This window comes from Flavobacteriales bacterium (genome assembly GCA_020435415.1).
In the GTDB taxonomy this organism is placed as follows: Bacteria; Bacteroidota; Bacteroidia; order JACJYZ01; family JACJYZ01; genus JACJYZ01.
Window position 1 is genome coordinate 1 of the sequence record JAGQZQ010000034.1, and the last position, 16,210, is coordinate 16,210.

Sequence of the window (16,210 nt, forward strand, 5' to 3'; positions counted from 1 at the left end):
CTCTACGGCTTTGGCATGATTGGAGGCGGTTGTATCGGCTTGGGTCGGTTCACCATCCTGTGAGTCTCCGGCGCATGCAGCCAGCATAACACAACACGTGGCGGCGATGAAAAGGGTTGCTTTCATTTGAAAAAGATTAAGGTCATTTGGAAAGAGAGACCAAGGTAAGTGATTTGCACATGAATCAAAAGCAGTGCATCATATCCATCCTGTGATCAACCCGATTCCCAATAGTAAGATCATGATGCCCATCATTCGTTGAATGGCTGCCAGTGTGATCAGTACCAGTCCCATGCCGTGAAAATAGATGAATTCTTGAGAAGTGACTAGGTGATGAAGTGACGGGGACAGCACGCAAACCTTAAACTTTAAATCTTAAACCATAAATCAATAACAATGATTTAAAAGCATTAAGTTTGGCGATATGTTCATTACGGAGCCATACAGTTGATCATATCACTGGTATGCTCCGGAAAACAACCCGGTGAATGATCTCAGTAGAAGAAGCAAAGCAATTGGTGGAACAGCATACCGGTTTGCTTCAGCCGTGTGCGGTTGGATTGAATAACGCGTTGGGATATGTATTGTCACAGGATATCGTCGCTCCCGTTTCTCTGCCTCCTTTTCCCCAGTCAGCCATGGACGGTTATGCCCTATGCGGTAGCGGGAAAGACGGGTTACACGGCGCTTACAAACTGGTGGGTGAGATCAGAGCCGGCGATGAAACGAACATCACCCTGAAGGAAGGAGAAGCCGTGCGGATATTCACCGGCGCCATGGTTCCGGAAGATATCAGCAGTGTCGTCCGCCAGGAGGATGTCACCATCCGGGACGGAGAAGTGCTGGTGCCCGGGGAAGTAAAACCCGGCAGCAACATCAGGCATACCGGGGATCAAATACAATGCGGCGAAATGGCCCTGGGCAGCGGAACGGTTCTGACGCCGGCATGCATAGGCTTTCTGGCGGGACTGGGCCTGAGGGAAGTAAATGTGTATCCCAGACCCCGGGTCGGGTTGGTGGTTACGGGGAGCGAACTGGTGCAGCCAGGCCATCCGCTGAGACCGGGGCAGATATATGAATCCAATTCCGCCACACTGGCGGCCGCCCTGGAATCAACCGGATTTTCGGTTGCCGGTAAGATGATCATCGGTGATGATTTTGAACGTACCGTCCAGGCCATCGGAACCATGGCCGGCCACCACGACATAGTGATCATGTCGGGCGGTATTTCCGTGGGTGATTATGATTTTGTGAAAAGGGCCATGGAAGAGCTGCATGTGGAAACGGTCTTCTATAAGATCAACCAGAAGCCCGGAAAACCTGCCTTTTTCGGCAAAAGACAGGGGCGTTTGCTTTTTGCACTTCCCGGTAATCCGTCAGCTGCCTTGCTGTGTTATTATCAATATGTATTGCCTGCCCTCCGGAAAATGTCCGGCATAAGCCCCGTCTCACTGGAGATACGGTGGCTTCCAATGGCCGCGCCATTCATCAAAAAGGAAGAAAGGGCCTGCTTTCTGAAAGCAAAAGTAAACGGTGGGCAGGTAGAGGTGCTCGATAAACAGGGTTCCGATATGCTGCTTGGTTTTGCTAATGCCGATGCACTCATCTACATACCGGCGAACAAATCCGGGGTCGGCCGGGGAGAGGAAGTGGAAGTGCATATGCTGCCATCCTGACCCGGGAACCTTTCCGGGTCTTGTTGCCTTTTCCTTAAAAGCATCATATGATCTGCATCATATTATGCGGGATACTCTGCCGATATCTTTGAGCCATCTTCTTATTTTATATAATTTTTGATATATGGCAATTTCTGAGAAAAGATCGTGGGCTGAACCCTATAAAATAAAAGTGGTGGAACCGGTTTTCGTTTCCGGCAGAAGCGACAGGCAAAAGGCCATTAAAGCGGCTGGTCATAATACCTTCCTGCTCAGGTCGGAAGATATCTATATCGATCTGCTGACAGATAGCGGAACGTCGGCCATGAGCGACAGGCAGTGGGCGGGCATGATGCTTGGAGATGAAGCTTACGCCGGAAGCAGGAATTTTTATAACCTGGAGGATGCCATCCGGAAATACTACGGATATAAGTATGTCATACCCACTCACCAGGGGCGAGGCGCGGAACACCTCATTTCCAGGATAATGATCAGGAAAGGGGATTACATCCCCGGCAATATGTACTTTACCACCACCCGTCTTCACCAGGAATTGGCCGGAGGGTGTTTCGTGGATGTCATTATCGATGAAGCGCATGATCCCTCCAGTGAATTCCCGTTCAAGGGAAACGTTGATCTGAGGAAGGTGGAGAAGCTGATCAAAAAGCACGGCCCGGAACGCATTCCGTACATTTCAGTGGCCACTACCGTGAATATGGCCGGCGGACAGCCGGTTTCCCTCGCCAACCTCAAAGAGCTGAGAGCGCTGACACAGGAACACGGGATAAAGATCATCCATGATATGACACGCGTGGCTGAGAATGCATATATGATCCAGCAGCTCGAACCGGGGTACAGGCATAAGTCCGTGCAGAAGATCGTCAGGGAGATATGCTCCCTGACGGACGGCGCCACCATGAGCGCCAAGAAAGATGCCATGGTGAACATCGGAGGTTTTCTGGCCGTTAATGATCCGGATGTATTCGAAGAGGCCCGCAATCTCGTGGTGATTTATGAAGGATTGCATACCTACGGCGGATTGGCAGGAAGGGACATGGAAGCAATGGCCATCGGGATCAGGGAATCCCTCGACGATCAGCATATGAAGGCCAGGGTCGGACAGGTGCACTATCTCGGGAATAAACTGGACGAAGCAGGCATCCCCCTGGTAAAGCCGTTGGGGACCCATGGGATCTTCCTGGATGCCCGGAAATTCCTGCCGCATATCCCGCAAAGTGATTTTCCGGCCCAGGCGCTGGCTGCGGAGATATTCCTCGATTCCGGCGTCCGCACCATGGAAAGGGGGATCGTTTCGGCGGGCAGAGATATGAAAACCAATGACCACAATTATCCCGAACTCGAATTAGTACGGCTGACCATCCCCAGGCGGGTATATACACAGGCACATATGGATGTGATCGCGGAATCCATCAGCAGGGTATATGAAAAAAGAGAGAGGATAAAAGGTTTGAAAATGATTTATGAGCCAAAATACCTGAGATTCTTCCAGGCCCGTTTCGAGAAACTGAAGTAATCACATCAGGTCGATCCGGCCCGGGTGATCCCCGGGCTTTTTTGTATCTGCCCGCCAGGACCTGCGTTCCTGATCACTGGTGTTCAAAATAATCTGATAATGTGGTTTCTCTCCCTTAACAACTTTTAAAACAAAAGTCTTTTGAACCACATAGGGTTTTTACATAGAATTACTTGATGGAACCATGTGCTATTATGATCTATATATGTGGTTCAAGAAAACGTCCTCTATCTGCATACGTTCAAATAGAACTCCCTTGCTTCGTTACTAAGTGGAATACACTTTCGCAACAGTGCGCTCCCCGGTGTATGCCTCCTTGTTCCGGACAGATGTGGTTCCTGACATATTCCTGTTTTATTTATGATTTGTATCATATTCGGAGCAGCCGTGCGGGGTTATATTTGATCGTTATATATAAGGAAATATAGCGGTGAGATCAGATCCTCGATTCGTGAGTGTAAAGAACCGGTTATGGCTTACTGCCGGCCATTACACTTTTCTCGGGAAAGGGAGGGTGGCTTTGCTGAAAGCTATTGAGAAGCACGGTTCCATTTCCGGGGCCGCCAGATCCATGAATATGTCCTATCTCAAAGCGTGGAAGTTGGTGGAGTCCATGAACGACATGTCCGAAGTCCCTTTGGTGATACGTACCTCCGGAGGGAAGGGCGGGGGAGGGTCGGTGCTGACGGATCACGGGAAAAAAATGATACAGCTTTTTGAACACCTCCATCAAAGATGTGAGAAGTTTCTGAAGACAGAGTTGAAGGAATTTATGGGCCGGACCATGAACTAATGCACAAGCGTATGCTGGAAAACATTGATCAGATATGGTTCTTCCTAATGCTGCTTCCCGCCGTGGCCTTCCTGTATTCATCGGTAGGACACGGCGGCGCAAGCGGTTACCTGGCGCTGATGGCACTGTTCAGCTTTCCGGCAGAGGTGATGAAGCCGACGGCCCTGCTGCTGAATCTGTTTGTGGCCGGGATCTCTTTTTTTGAGTTTTATAAAAGAAAACACTTTAAACATTCATTATTCTATCCCTTTGTCATCACCTCCATTCCTGCAGCTTTCCTGGGAGGGTATATGGATGTGAATGCCTCGCTGTACAAACACCTTCTGGGGATCGCGCTCATCTTTGCCATCGTTCGGTTGTTCGGCGTGTTCGGAAAGGGCAGGGCGGTCATTGCGTTGCCCACGCTCTGGCAGGGACTGATCACCGGTGCATGCATCGGCTTCTTCTCGGGGATGATCGGCATTGGCGGGGGGATCATACTCAGTCCGCTGATCCTGCTCATGGGATGGGGAGATGTGAAAACAGCCGCAGCCGTATCCGCACCTTTCATTTGGGTGAATTCGGCAGCGGGGATAGGAGGCCTGATGATGAGCGGCGTGTCCATAGGGTCCGAAGCATTCCTCCTGGTAGGGGTTGCCCTGACAGGAGGATGGCTGGGCGGTTATATGGGAAGCGGGAAGATGGGCGTTCCCGTGCTACACCAGGTGCTGGCCTTTGTTCTGCTGATCGCTTCCGTGAAACTGTTTCTCGTATGATCAACTACAGGTACGATATAACAGGATTTGTGCTGGCCGGCGGAAAAAGCAGCCGGATGGGGCGCGACAAGGCACTCATCCCGCTTCATGGGACCAGCATGATCGAATATGCCACCCGCTCCTTGCTGCCTGTATGTTCCACCGTCGCCATCATAGCGGGCAATGACCGTTACCGGGAACTGGGATATCCTGTATATGCCGATGTTGTTCCTGACAGCGGACCGCTTGCGGGCATTTGTACAGGGCTGGCCGTTTCAGACAGTCCGCTGAATATATTCGTATGTTGCGACAGTCCTTTCGTGACGCCGGAATTCTGGTCTTTCCTTCTGGACCGCACCGGTGGCTGCGATGCGGTGGTCCCGCGGTCGGGCGACGTTCTCTATCCGCTGACCGCCGTTTACAAAAAGTCGTGCCTGCCTGTTTTCCGGGAAAGACTGGACACGGGAAAGCTGAAGGTGAGAGAGGCAATCCGGTGTGTGCGTACGAACGAGATCGATATGCCCCGGGACTTTTCTTCTTTTGACGATAAGATGCTGGCCAATTTCAATACGCCGCTGGAGCTGGGTAAATTTCTGAAGCCATGAATATCACTCTCATATACTTTGCACAGGTGGCGGAGGTCACGCAAAAAAACAAGGAGATCCTGACCGTTAACAGCGGTATCATGGTCATGCAACTGCAGTGGTTGCTGGAAGAGAAGTACAAGGAACTGAAAGGAATATATTACAAGTTCGCCGTCAACCAGGTGCTGGGTGATGACCGGGGAATATTGACAGACGGCGATGAGGTGGCCGTACTCCCGCCCTATGCGGGTGGATGACCTGAGTTTGCTACATGCGTAGTACCAGGATCAACAGCGTCAGATAACATCAATGCCGACCAGACATGCAAACAAAGACAAAACCGGAAATGAAGAAGAAACAGGTGTTCATGGAAGGAGCGATCTCCCCGGAGTTCATAGCACATGCCATCGCAAAGCATCAGTTCAAAACAACCATTGGGGCACACCAGATCTTCCTGGGACAGGTAAGAAAAGATCTGGTAGACAGGAAGGAAGTGGAGGCCATCGAATATACCTGCTATGAGAAGATGGCGGAGACAGAACTTGAAAGGATCCGGGAGGAAGCGTTCCGGAGATATGATCTCGTATGCATGCACATCTACCATAGCCTCGGTGTCGTGAAGGCAGGCGGGATCTGCCTGTTCGTATTCGTTTCATCGTCTCACAGAAAGACTGCTTTTGAGGCGATCAACTATATCGTGGAACAGATCAAAACAACAGTGCCCGTCTTCGGAAAGGAAATATTCGGGGATCACAGTCATCAATGGAAAATCAACAAATAGGAAATGATAGACATTACCAACAAGATCACAACCCTGAGAACAGCCATCGCACAGGCCATTGTGCAGGTAAGCCGGAAGGAGACCATAGACCTTATCCGGAGCGGGGGCATTCCGAAGGGCGACGTGTTTGAGATGGCCAGGGCGGCGGGATTGCTGGGTATAAAAAAAACACCCGACCTGATCCCCGACTGCCATCCCCTTCCGATTGAAAAAGCCGCGGTGTCGTATGAGATCAATGGCCTGGAGATCCATATCCGCACGGAAGTGAAAAGCATTTACAAAACCGGTGTGGAAGTAGAAGCCATGCACGGTGCTTCGGTGGTGGCGCTGACCATGTATGATATGCTGAAACCGGTAGACAAAGGTGTGGAGATAAAATCGATCCGACTGGTGGAAAAGAAAGGCGGAAAGTCCGATTTCGCCGGAAGGTTCAGGAAAGATCTCACGGCTGCGGTGATCGTATGTTCCGACAGTATATCGGCGGGAGCAAAGGAAGACAGGGCGGGGAAGGCCATCATACAAAAGCTGGAAGATTGCGGCATCCGTGTCGCCTCCTATGATATCATACCCGATGAGACCGGCAGCATTCAGGATAAGGTGAGGGCATATCATGACCGGCACACGGACCTCTTGATCTTCACCGGGGGAACCGGTCTGTCGGCCAGGGATGTGACCCCGGAAGCGATCGCTCCGCTGCTGGACCGGGAGATACCCGGTATCATGGAGGCTGCCCGGAGCTACGGACAGTCGCGTACTCCCTATTCCATGTTATCGCGCGGAATAGCCGGAACCATTGGCGGGACACTGGTTCTTGCACTGCCCGGCTCCACCCGGGGAGCGCAGGAGACCATGGATGTGCTGTTCCCTTCGGTGCTTCATGTCTTCGGGATCATGAGGGGCGCAGGGCACGATGTGTAAGTGCCTCCAATCTGCCGGGGATGTTTGGATTCAGCTACAACAGTTATCATAAGATCATCACGGGCGCCATCATCATTGCGTGGGCCGTCTGGCATTTTACCGGCGCCCCCGATGCCAATGTGAGGTATGACAACGGACAGCTCAAGCGATCCGGGGCGGTCCTCAACGGGAAGAATGAAGGAAAGTGGATATGGTACTATGAGAACGGGAAAAAGAAAATGGAAGGAACTTTCCGGAATGGCGGGAGAACAGGGACCTGGAGCACGTGGGATAGGAACGGGAACAAGCTTACGCAGGGCAATTATGAGGATGACAGGCTGAACGGTGAATTCATACGGTGGGATGCGAAGCGGAATATGAAAGAACATCTGCTGTACAAGGATGACGCATTGATCAGGCAATTTCCGGTTCAGAAATAATGCCTCTTTGCTGTCCGGCGGAGGTTATATCTTTTCAAATACATTCTTAAAGAGTGGTCCCATACAAAATGCCAGAAGGGATTCCCTGATCATCTCCATTTCCTCTTTTATTTTGTTTTTCGACTCCGATGGATCATTGGGCATTTGCAGAGCAAGCTGCTTGTAATACTCGATCCCGTTCAGCAGATTGGATCTGAAGGTTACGAAATACCCCTTCTGTTGCAGGGAGGCGGAATGATACTTTTTCAGCAGTTCGTTTTTAAAATATTCCACGTACATTTTTAATTCGTTGACGAACATATGTGCGCGTGGCAGGGAATTGAGAATGTTGGTACGGCCGTAAATGTGATCAACCATTTTTTTCAGGGAAAAGATGGAGGAAAAATACGCCAGGTTCGGTCCCGGGCAAATGGCTACAGCGTTAAGCTTATGAGGTAAAGGCAATTTATTCCTGATCAGGACCGATGCGGAAAGTCCATGGCAAAGACAATCTTTTTCGGTGATGAGGTCAAAAGCTTCCCTGAATTCTTTCTTTGTGAGTTCCATTTTTGCCAGCTCCTGTAATTTCAGATGCTGGTATTCCCTGGATGAGAGACAGACCGGACTTTCGGTGAATTCTGTATTAAAACGGAGATGCCTTAGATAGCATGGGCTGCCCGGCCTGTTCTTACCGATCCGTGTCTTCCTTTGCTTTTCCGAAGTACTCTTTCTGAAATTATTAAATGGGATTCCCAGAGGTGATGCATGACTCAGGTAATAATCCTCCTTTTTAGCCCTTGCGAGACTTTGCAGGGTATCTTCATCCACATTGGTGGCTTCAGGTACAAGCAAAAAGGGACTGCCCCATCCCGTCGTATCTATATCATAGTGGTTTCGCAGAAATGCATCTTCGTTTGCAGTCCCTATTCCACCCTGAACGGATAGGCTGGCAGTGACATCAGGCGAAAGCAGATGATGATGCTTTGCCTGTAATGCCTTATTGCAGAGATCCAGTAACATGGTGTTCAGGTGGTGCCGGTTGACCCTGAATTCCTCCAGCACCGGACCCAGCAGTTTTCCATTGGTGGGAAAGGCATGTCCACCGCAGTTCAAACCGGACTCTACCCTGAATTCCGAAACAAATAAGCCTTTGCCGGCCAGGAATTTTCCCTGGATGAGTGCGGATCTGTAGTCGCTTACTTTCAGGATGATCTTTTTTTTGAGATGACCGTTCCTGTCCGGAAAAAAATCCGGGAAGGTTTCTGCGTATGAGTATAACCTGGGATTAAACCCGGCTGAAAATATACAGGAGGAAGACAGGTTGCTTTCGGCGAATCCGCGTAATGCGGCCATCGCATCATTGTATGGTTCCGGAAGAGGTTCACCTGTCTTTGAATAATTCGGATTATCCGCCGAGGCCATAATATTTACGTCGATGGATCCGGCTTTGATGGTGTCTCTTAATTTCTGCTGAAGAAATTCCTTTGCTTTCCCGGTGGACTCTGCCATGTCAAGGTACAGCTTTTTCAAGGGAGAATGATCCGGAAGAAGAACGAAGTACTTTGTGATCTCCTTTCCTTTCCCGAAGGGTTCGGATCGGATCCTGTGTACCTGCTTGTCTACAATGCGTTGTAACAGATTGAGATATGCAGTGATCCGTTTGGCCCGGTGATCCGGGTCGTCGGCACGTATCGGCACGTATTCCTCTCCGGACGCTCCACAGTGAAACTCTCTCATTTGTTCCACCAGTTCGTCCTGAATAATGGAAACCACGGAGGAGATACCAAAACGTGCTACCTTTACCGGTGTGTCAATGGTATAGCCCAGTCCCATCACAGGAATATGAAAAGTGTGCTCGTGCGGATGTTTCATCGGATTCATATCATTTTTACCACGGAGGATATCCTTCACACACACCGGGGCTTGTTAAAGGTGGGCGAAAGTAGGCCATGTGCGGACGGTAAAATATGATCCAGGTCACATGCGGTTATGGCTCTGACCGTGAGTACAGTTTCTTAACCAGATCAAGGATCCTGGTTCATGCAGGCAGTTCGAACCTTGTTTCCCAGGTTTTCTTGTCCGGGGGATACTCCAACATCACTTTGAGGAAAATACTGTCTCCTTCTTTCACAATGGAGCGATCCCTGACAATGCTGGCCTCTTCACCGGGTATTTCCTTGTTGTCAAGACTGTCGCCGGTCCTGGGCATAAAAGGATAATGGATCGTGAGCTTTTCATCTTCGGTTTGCACCAGGTCCAGTGCGGTCTCAAAAATAATCTCCTCGAATTTCTCCCCGATCATCGTGTCGTTGATTTCTTTCTTCACTTCCTCTTTAAGCATAGAGGCCCATGTGAAGAATCGCTGCACGGATAACCTTTTCAGTTCTGGTCTGATATATTCCGGAAAGGGGGAACGGATGTGATCCTTCCCTTTGAACCAGAACTCAAATATCTGCTCCACCAGTTCACTACTTTCTAAAGTGTTGGAATCCAATTCCTTTTTCATGTGTGCAAAATTGTAGTGCTCATTTCAGGATTGCAGGAACTCATCTTCCAGTTTCACCGCTTTTGGAAACAGAATGTTGTTTTCCAGGTGCACGTGCTTGTGCAGGTCCTCTTCAAACTCGGCCAGCAGGTTGAACGATACCCTGTAGGTATTGCAGGCATGCCCGGGCGGGGTGTAATCCTGGCTCAGCGATTTTATTTCTTCCATCAATTGTCCTGCCATCTCATGCTCATTTTCCATCATGGTGATAGGGTTCCTGATGGTTCCGAAAGGAGGAGGGGAAAACGGTTCCGATGCGGTACAGCTGTATTCCAGCGATTTGATATAGGGAAACAAAACAAACTCTTCTTTATGCATGTGGTTTTCCAACTCCTCGGCGACCTGCTGGAATTTGCTGAGTATCTTGATCAGCTCCGGGTTGTGGTCCCCATGCACTTTGGCCACTTTATGCAGGTACTGAAGGAGGTCCGAAGTGGCGGTACGTACATATGCGTGGTGTTCATTGACAATATGATCGATCAGCCGTGCCAGTTCCCATTCGTTGTAATTGCCATTCGCCAGATTGTCCTTGTTCTCCAGCGCTTCCAGGTCTGATAGTACCCGTTGCATATCAATGCCTTTGGCCTGACATGCCGCTTCAACCGTTTTTCCGCCTCCGCAGCAAAAGTCTATCCCATATTTACGGAAGATAGATGCGCTCCTGTAATCAGTGGCTACGATATTCCCGATCTGTTCTTGTGCTTTCATGGTTTTTGTTTTTTTCAAAAGTATAACGTCTTCAAGGATGGTAAAATGATAATAATCATAAAAAGGTTTCTTCTGATAACAAGCTGATAAGGCAATACGCTGGCGACATCGCCCCATTTTCATATTATCCCATTTTCATATTTCAACTTCTGCCGGTCTTCATGATATTCTTCATTTAAAAATATGATCTGACTCATTTTTAGTCAGATGAACATGCTGTGCCTTTGTTTTTAATAATAATGAATGCAAAACTGTACGCTGCCATGGAGAAGTTAAGATTATTCGATTTTAAGCTGGAGAGGATAAAGACACTCCACTATACCTGGTTCGCATTTTTCGTTACTTTCTATGTGTGGTTCAATATGGCGCCTCTTGCTACCACCATGATGGCATCATTGGATTGGCTTACAAAGGAACACATCAAGATCCTGGCCATTTGCAATGTCGCACTCACCATCCCTGCACGGATCGCCATTGGTGCGCTGGTGGATAAATACGGTCCCCGGAAAGTATTCTCATGGCTGATGATACTGATGTCCGTTCCGGTCTTCTTCTTTGCATTCGGGAATAGTTTTATGCAATTAATGATATCCCGACTGGTGCTTGGCTCCATCGGCGCCGGATTTGTGATCGGGATCAAGATGATGGCCATATGGTTCCCCAAGGACCTGATCGGACGGGCGGAAGGTTTTTATGCAGGTTGGGGCAATTTCGGTTCGGCCTGGGCGGCCATGACACTTCCCTGGTTTGCCCTTACCGTTTGTCAGAAGTGGTTTGGCCTGGGAGAGGATTCATGGAGATATGCCCTGGCCGTAAACGGTTTGATCTCCCTGGTATATGGAGTCATGTATCTCTTTCTTGTGAGCGACAAACCGCCGGATAAGGAAATAAAGTTTGCCTCAAAGACTGAACCGATGAAGGTGACCTCTTACGGCGACCTGATCCAGTACATCGTCTGGTCCTTCCCGCTTGTCGGCGCTATGGGGCTTCTCGCATGGAGGATCGGAGGGATCCATGTAAACGGTCAGCCCATCCTGTCGGATACCATACTCTACATCATCTACGGCGTTCTGGCATTGATCTATATCGCACATGTCGTAAAGATCCTGCAAACCAATCTTCCTGACTTGAAGGCGGGGATTCCGGAGAACAAGAAGTATTCATGGAGCAGTGTGGCCGCATTGAACAGTACCTACTTTGCCAACTTCGGCGCTGAACTGGCGGTGGTTTCCATGCTTCCCATGTTTTTCGAGACGGTATTCAGGGGACTGGCCTATGCCGATGGAAGTCCTGTCATGACGGCCACCATGGCCGGCATGGTAGCGGCATCCTTTGCCGTCATCAATCTGATCGCCCGTCCTTTGGGAGGGTATCTCTCGGATGCGATGAAGAACCGCAAGAGAACCATGCTGGTATACATGGTGGGCATTACCATCGGCTTTTTCCTGATGGCACTGATCGGCAAGTACGGGCCCGTCAATGAGAACGGGACTCAGACCATCGTCCCTATGTTTGACGGAATTGGGTGGTTGGTCGTATCGGTGCTCATCACCATTGCATGTTCGATGTTCGTCCAGGGAGCGGAGGGGGCCACCTTTGCCATTATCCCCATGATCAAGAGAGGCATGACCGGACAGATCGCCGGGATGGCAGGGGCTTATGGAAATGTTGGCGCCGTGGTATATCTCGTGATCTATTCCCTGGTGGACGATAAGACCTTCTTTTATCTCATTGCAGCAGGAGCGGCCGTGAGTTTCCTGTATTGCCTCATTTTTCTGAAAGAACCTGAAGAGGCATTCAAGGACGAGTATTAAGAAACGCCCGGAATATGAGCTGCATCATAATATACGCAACCGGGCCTGTTTAAATTTGTTGAACCTCACATCACATACCTATGTCAGTGAATATCGATCGTTGGGAAGTAGAGGACAATAGCTTCTGGGAAACCACCGGAAAAAAGATCGCCACAAAAAATCTCTGGATATCCATACCAGCGCTGCTGCTGGCATTTGCCGTGTGGATCATGTGGGGCATGCTCGTCACCTATATGAAGGACTTCGGCTTCGGTTTCGGTCTGCTGCAAGGCCTGGAAAAAGGCAGTCCGGAGTACGAAAAAGTCCTGGCGGATATCAACAGCATGTATTATACACTTCCGGCCATCGCCGGTTTGGCGGGAGCGACCTTACGCCTGCCCAACTCTTTTCTCATTGCCCTGGGCGGTGGCCGGAATGTCATATTCGTTACCACGGCACTGCTCATCATCCCGACCGTGGGAACGGCGATCGGCCTGCGGGATACCGACACCTCCTATGGCTATTTCGCTGCCATGGCCCTGCTGTCGGGATTCGGAGGCGGCAATTTCGCATCTTCCATGAACAACATTAGCTACTTCTTTCCGAAAAGAATACAGGGATACGGACTGGGTATGAATGCCGGCATCGGAAACCTCGGTGTGGCGGTTATGCAAAAGCTGATCCCCATGGTGGTGTCCGTGGTCATATTTTCGGCCGCCGGTACCCAGGTGGTGAACGGAGTGCATTTCGCAGGTGTACAGAACGCGGGCTGGGTTTGGGTGCCCCTGCTCGTGCTGTCGGTGATCGCTGCATATTCAGGAATGAATAACCTGGTCACCGGAACGCCCGACCTGCCTACTACCGCCCAGGGGGTCGGCAAAACCCTGATCATGGTGGTTCACGGGGTCATCGCCGCCGCCGCCGGGGCTTATTTGCTGATCGGACTGGGAGTGAATATGTGGATCGTACTTCCTGTGGTGATCATCCTGACGGTATTGCTGATGAAGTATGCAACGCCTTCTGCCATCCAGGAAAACCTGAAAAAGCAGTTTTCCATATTAAGAGATAAGCACAATTGGATCATGACGGTCATCTATACGATGACTTTCGGTTCATTCATCGGGTATTCCGCTGCGTTTCCAAAGTTATGCCAGGATATTTTCCCTGAAGCCAACTACCGGTTGTGGGTTTTTCTGGGACCGGCGATCGGCGCTCTGGTAAGACCAGTGGGCGGCATTATTTCCGACAGGATCAACAGCGGATCTAAAGTGACCATGTGGAGCACCATCCTTCAGATCATCGGCGCATTGGCCGTCGCTTATTTTGTGATCCAGGCCAGAGCGGCCGATAATCCCCTGGAATACTGGTGGCCTTTCTTCGGATGTTTTCTGCTGCTGTTCCTCGCCACCGGCATCGGGAATGGCTCTACGTTCAGAAGCATCCCCTACATATTCAGTAAGGAGAAAGCAGGACCGGTGCTCGGGTGGACATCCGCCGTGGCCGCCTACGGCGCTTTTATCATACCCATTGTGTTCGGGCAACAGATCAAGGCCGGGCATCCGGAATATGCGCTGTATGGTTTTACGATCTACTATGTCATCTGTCTCATACTTAACTGGTGGTACTATGACCGGGGTGATTCAGGCATCCGATGCTGATACGGCCCGGCACCTGTAAAATGATATCAAGAAATGATGCTGATATGAAAAAATGGAATACAACCAAACCGTTGATCCTTCTGACCGCATGCATATGCGGCGCCCTGGATCTGTCCGCCCAGTTTGTCCTGTCGGGTGAGATCCGCCCGCGGACGGAATACCTGCATGGATTTAAGACCCTGGCAAAGGAGACACAGGATCCGGCGTTCTGGACGGAGCAGCGCTCCCGTCTCAGGTTTGACTACACATCGGATCTGTATGACGTAGGCATCGTGTTGCAGGATATCAGGATTTGGGGAAGCACATCCCAGCTTAACAGGTCCGATGCACTCAGTTCCATCCACGAAGCCTGGGCCGCCATCCGGCTCTGTGAGAACTTCTCCTTAAAAGCAGGCCGGCAGGAAGTGGCGTACGACGACCACCGTATATTCGGCAATGTGGGGTGGGCCCAGCAGGCCAGAAGCCATGACCTGGTGAGATTGCAATATAAGGACAGCACAGGCGCGCTGGACCTCGGCCTGGCATTCAACCAGGATGCGGCACAACTGACCACCCACGTGTACACGGTTCCGAACAGCTACAAAACACTGCAATACCTGTGGTGGCATAAGAACTTCAGCGAAGCTTTCGGGGCAAGCATCCTGTTCCTGAATAACGGCCTGCAATATTCGGTCACGGATACCGCAGGTGTGACCAGTTACAGTGTTCAGTACAGCCAGACCGCAGGCACTTACCTTTCTTATAAAACAGAGAAGTTAAAATTGTCCGGCAGCGCTTATTACCAAACCGGAAAGGATGGCACCGGTAAAGACCTGGGTGCCTACCAGGCCAGTGCGGAAGCCAACTACAGGATCTCCGGCGGATTCTCTCTCGGGGCAGGCTATGAACGGCTTTCCGGAACCAGCCAGGTGGACAAGGCCAACACGGAAAACAACTCCTTCAATCCGCTTTACGGAACAAATCATAAGTTCAACGGGTTCATGGATTACTTCTATGTAGGAAATCATACCAACGGCGTCGGGCTCCAGGATAGCTATTTCAGGATGCTTTATAAATACAAGAAGCTATCGGCAGGACTGGATGTTCACCTGTTCTCTTCGGCGGCGGATATACTGGATGTGGAGGAATGGGCCTCCACCGGCCAGTACCGGGTCATGTCATCCGCCCTGGGAACCGAGTTCGATGCCACCTTTATATACAAACTTTCCGATGAGGTATCCCTGCAGGCAGGCTATTCTCAAATGTTTGCGACGGAGTCCATGGAGGCTCTCAAGGGAGGTAGTAAGGATGAGATCAATAACTGGGCTTACCTGATGATCACTGTCAAGCCTGTGTTTTATAAAAGCAAGGACCAATAAACAAAGCATGAAAGGAAGAAAATGAGCAGTCAATGGAAGCAGATGATGTGGGCTGGTATAATGGCGGGTATGCTTTCAGCCTGCCACAAGCATCCCGTCATGCCGGACATGGGATCGGTTAACCTGGCCGTGAATTACGAGGTCGACGGGGCGGCGCTGATCCCCGATACCATGATCTATACCAATGCCGCAGGCAACCTGTACAGCGTATCCAGGCTGGAATACTACATCTCAGATGTCACCTTCATTGCGGAGGATGGGGAGAACCATACGGATAAACGGATCCAATACATCAGTGCATTCAGTGGTCCGACCAATGCATGGAGCATAGAGAACATTCCCGCAAAGAACTATACCGGCATCACCTTTCTGGTGGGACTGAACAGCGATGCCAATAAAACGGGCTACCTGCCGCCAACGATGGAGAATGTGAATATGGCATGGCCCGACCAGATGGGCGGCGGCTATCACTTCCTCAAGCTGGAAGGGCATTTTATGGATAGCCTGAATCATATGTCGGGCTATGCCCTTCACGTCGGCATGGCGTCATGTCTTATCACCGTATCCATCGAACATCCTTTCACCGTGAAATACAAGAACCAGCGGATGACACTGGCCATGAACATCAATCAATGGTTCGGCCATCCGCATATATTCGATCTCGATCTTGTGAACTACACCATGGGAAACAAGCCCAGGATGCTTGAGGTCGCTCAGAACGGCAGCCATGCCTTTACACTTCGATGAAAAG

At 50.3% G+C, this 16,210-nt stretch carries 16 protein-coding genes; 13 read left to right on the forward strand and 3 right to left on the reverse strand.

The genetic code is table 11. The features are described from left to right. The first annotated feature begins 488 nt into the window (after nt 1-488). The 9 genes from KDD36_07405 (at nt 489) to KDD36_07445 (ending at nt 7,418) form a co-directional block, all read left to right on the forward strand. On the forward strand, nt 489-1,676 hold the full coding sequence (locus KDD36_07405) for a molybdopterin molybdotransferase MoeA (GenBank protein ID MCB0396463.1): 1,188 nt from the start codon (nt 489-491) through the stop codon (nt 1,674-1,676). 124 nt (nt 1,677-1,800) lie between these two features. Then, the gene (locus tag KDD36_07410) at nt 1,801-3,189 is read left to right on the forward strand and encodes a tyrosine phenol-lyase (GenBank protein MCB0396464.1); all 1,389 of its coding nucleotides are present in this window, start codon (nt 1,801-1,803) and stop codon (nt 3,187-3,189) included. Between the two features lie 451 nt (nt 3,190-3,640). Further along, entirely contained in the window at nt 3,641-3,982 is a 342-nt protein-coding gene (locus KDD36_07415) for a LysR family transcriptional regulator (protein ID MCB0396465.1), read from the forward strand. An 11-nt stretch (nt 3,983-3,993) separates the two neighbouring features. Further along, nucleotides 3,994-4,737, forward strand: a complete 744-nt coding sequence (locus KDD36_07420; protein ID MCB0396466.1) for a sulfite exporter TauE/SafE family protein — start codon at nt 3,994-3,996, stop codon at nt 4,735-4,737. Next, a complete protein-coding gene (locus tag KDD36_07425) occupies nt 4,734-5,321 on the forward strand; it encodes a molybdenum cofactor guanylyltransferase (protein ID MCB0396467.1) in 588 nt (195 codons plus the stop codon). The genes KDD36_07420 and KDD36_07425 overlap by 4 nt, the downstream gene beginning before the upstream one ends. Continuing rightward, nucleotides 5,318-5,557, forward strand: a complete 240-nt coding sequence (locus tag KDD36_07430) for a MoaD/ThiS family protein (GenBank protein MCB0396468.1) — start codon at nt 5,318-5,320, stop codon at nt 5,555-5,557. The genes KDD36_07425 and KDD36_07430 overlap by 4 nt, the downstream gene beginning before the upstream one ends. A 65-nt stretch (nt 5,558-5,622) precedes the next feature. Continuing rightward, nucleotides 5,623-6,081 (forward strand): molybdenum cofactor biosynthesis protein MoaE, encoded by a 459-nt coding sequence (locus KDD36_07435; GenBank protein MCB0396469.1) that lies wholly within the window; start codon nt 5,623-5,625, stop codon nt 6,079-6,081. A gap of 3 nt (nt 6,082-6,084) precedes the next feature. Further along, nucleotides 6,085-6,999, forward strand: a complete 915-nt coding sequence (gene moaCB, locus KDD36_07440; GenBank protein MCB0396470.1) for a bifunctional molybdenum cofactor biosynthesis protein MoaC/MoaB — start codon at nt 6,085-6,087, stop codon at nt 6,997-6,999. A gap of 20 nt (nt 7,000-7,019) precedes the next feature. Then, nucleotides 7,020-7,418, forward strand: a complete 399-nt coding sequence (locus tag KDD36_07445) for a hypothetical protein (GenBank protein MCB0396471.1) — start codon at nt 7,020-7,022, stop codon at nt 7,416-7,418. Nucleotides 7,419-7,442: 24 nt separating this feature from the next. Here KDD36_07445 and KDD36_07450 read toward each other — a convergent pair whose 3' ends face one another. The 3 genes from KDD36_07450 to ric form a co-directional block, all read right to left on the reverse strand. Further along, nucleotides 7,443-9,308: a hypothetical protein gene (locus tag KDD36_07450; GenBank protein ID MCB0396472.1), complete on the reverse strand. Its 1,866-nt coding sequence runs from the start codon at nt 9,306-9,308 to the stop codon at nt 7,443-7,445. 127 nt (nt 9,309-9,435) lie between these two features. Next, nucleotides 9,436-9,903 (reverse strand): hypothetical protein, encoded by a 468-nt coding sequence (locus KDD36_07455; protein MCB0396473.1) that lies wholly within the window; start codon nt 9,901-9,903, stop codon nt 9,436-9,438. A 24-nt stretch (nt 9,904-9,927) separates the two neighbouring features. Continuing rightward, nucleotides 9,928-10,650, reverse strand: coding sequence for an iron-sulfur cluster repair di-iron protein (ric, locus tag KDD36_07460; protein ID MCB0396474.1), 723 nt, complete (start codon nt 10,648-10,650; stop codon nt 9,928-9,930). A gap of 263 nt (nt 10,651-10,913) precedes the next feature. Between ric and KDD36_07465 the strand changes: the two genes are divergently transcribed. From KDD36_07465 to KDD36_07480, 4 genes are all read left to right on the forward strand, one after another. Next, nucleotides 10,914-12,464 (forward strand): MFS transporter, encoded by a 1,551-nt coding sequence (locus tag KDD36_07465; GenBank protein MCB0396475.1) that lies wholly within the window; start codon nt 10,914-10,916, stop codon nt 12,462-12,464. An 80-nt stretch (nt 12,465-12,544) separates the two neighbouring features. Next, nucleotides 12,545-14,101 carry a NarK/NasA family nitrate transporter gene (locus tag KDD36_07470; GenBank protein ID MCB0396476.1) on the forward strand — a complete coding sequence of 519 codons (1,557 nt, stop codon included), beginning with the start codon at nt 12,545-12,547 and terminating at the stop codon, nt 14,099-14,101. A gap of 44 nt (nt 14,102-14,145) precedes the next feature. After that, a complete protein-coding gene (locus KDD36_07475; protein ID MCB0396477.1) occupies nt 14,146-15,459 on the forward strand; it encodes an alginate export family protein in 1,314 nt (437 codons plus the stop codon). A 21-nt stretch (nt 15,460-15,480) separates the two neighbouring features. Further along, complete coding sequence (locus KDD36_07480) at nt 15,481-16,206, forward strand: hypothetical protein (GenBank protein ID MCB0396478.1); 726 nt, start codon at nt 15,481-15,483, stop codon at nt 16,204-16,206. The last annotated feature ends 4 nt before the right edge of the window (nt 16,207-16,210 follow it).

Coding starts and splice junctions, on each gene's coding strand:
- KDD36_07420 (MCB0396466.1), top strand. CDS start 3,994: ATGCTGGAAAACATTGATCAGATATGGTTCTTCCTAATGCTGCTTCCC.
- KDD36_07430 (MCB0396468.1), top strand. CDS start 5,318: ATGAATATCACTCTCATATACTTTGCACAGGTGGCGGAGGTCACGCAA.
- KDD36_07455 (MCB0396473.1), bottom strand. CDS start 9,903: ATGAAAAAGGAATTGGATTCCAACACTTTAGAAAGTAGTGAACTGGTG.
- KDD36_07435 (MCB0396469.1), top strand. CDS start 5,623: ATGCAAACAAAGACAAAACCGGAAATGAAGAAGAAACAGGTGTTCATG.
- KDD36_07425 (MCB0396467.1), top strand. CDS start 4,734: ATGATCAACTACAGGTACGATATAACAGGATTTGTGCTGGCCGGCGGA.
- ric (MCB0396474.1), bottom strand. CDS start 10,650: ATGAAAGCACAAGAACAGATCGGGAATATCGTAGCCACTGATTACAGG.
- KDD36_07405 (MCB0396463.1), top strand. CDS start 489: ATGATCTCAGTAGAAGAAGCAAAGCAATTGGTGGAACAGCATACCGGT.
- KDD36_07410 (MCB0396464.1), top strand. CDS start 1,801: ATGGCAATTTCTGAGAAAAGATCGTGGGCTGAACCCTATAAAATAAAA.
- KDD36_07445 (MCB0396471.1), top strand. CDS start 7,020: ATGTTTGGATTCAGCTACAACAGTTATCATAAGATCATCACGGGCGCC.
- KDD36_07465 (MCB0396475.1), top strand. CDS start 10,914: ATGGAGAAGTTAAGATTATTCGATTTTAAGCTGGAGAGGATAAAGACA.
- KDD36_07480 (MCB0396478.1), top strand. CDS start 15,481: ATGAGCAGTCAATGGAAGCAGATGATGTGGGCTGGTATAATGGCGGGT.
- KDD36_07475 (MCB0396477.1), top strand. CDS start 14,146: ATGAAAAAATGGAATACAACCAAACCGTTGATCCTTCTGACCGCATGC.
- KDD36_07470 (MCB0396476.1), top strand. CDS start 12,545: ATGTCAGTGAATATCGATCGTTGGGAAGTAGAGGACAATAGCTTCTGG.
- moaCB (MCB0396470.1), top strand. CDS start 6,085: ATGATAGACATTACCAACAAGATCACAACCCTGAGAACAGCCATCGCA.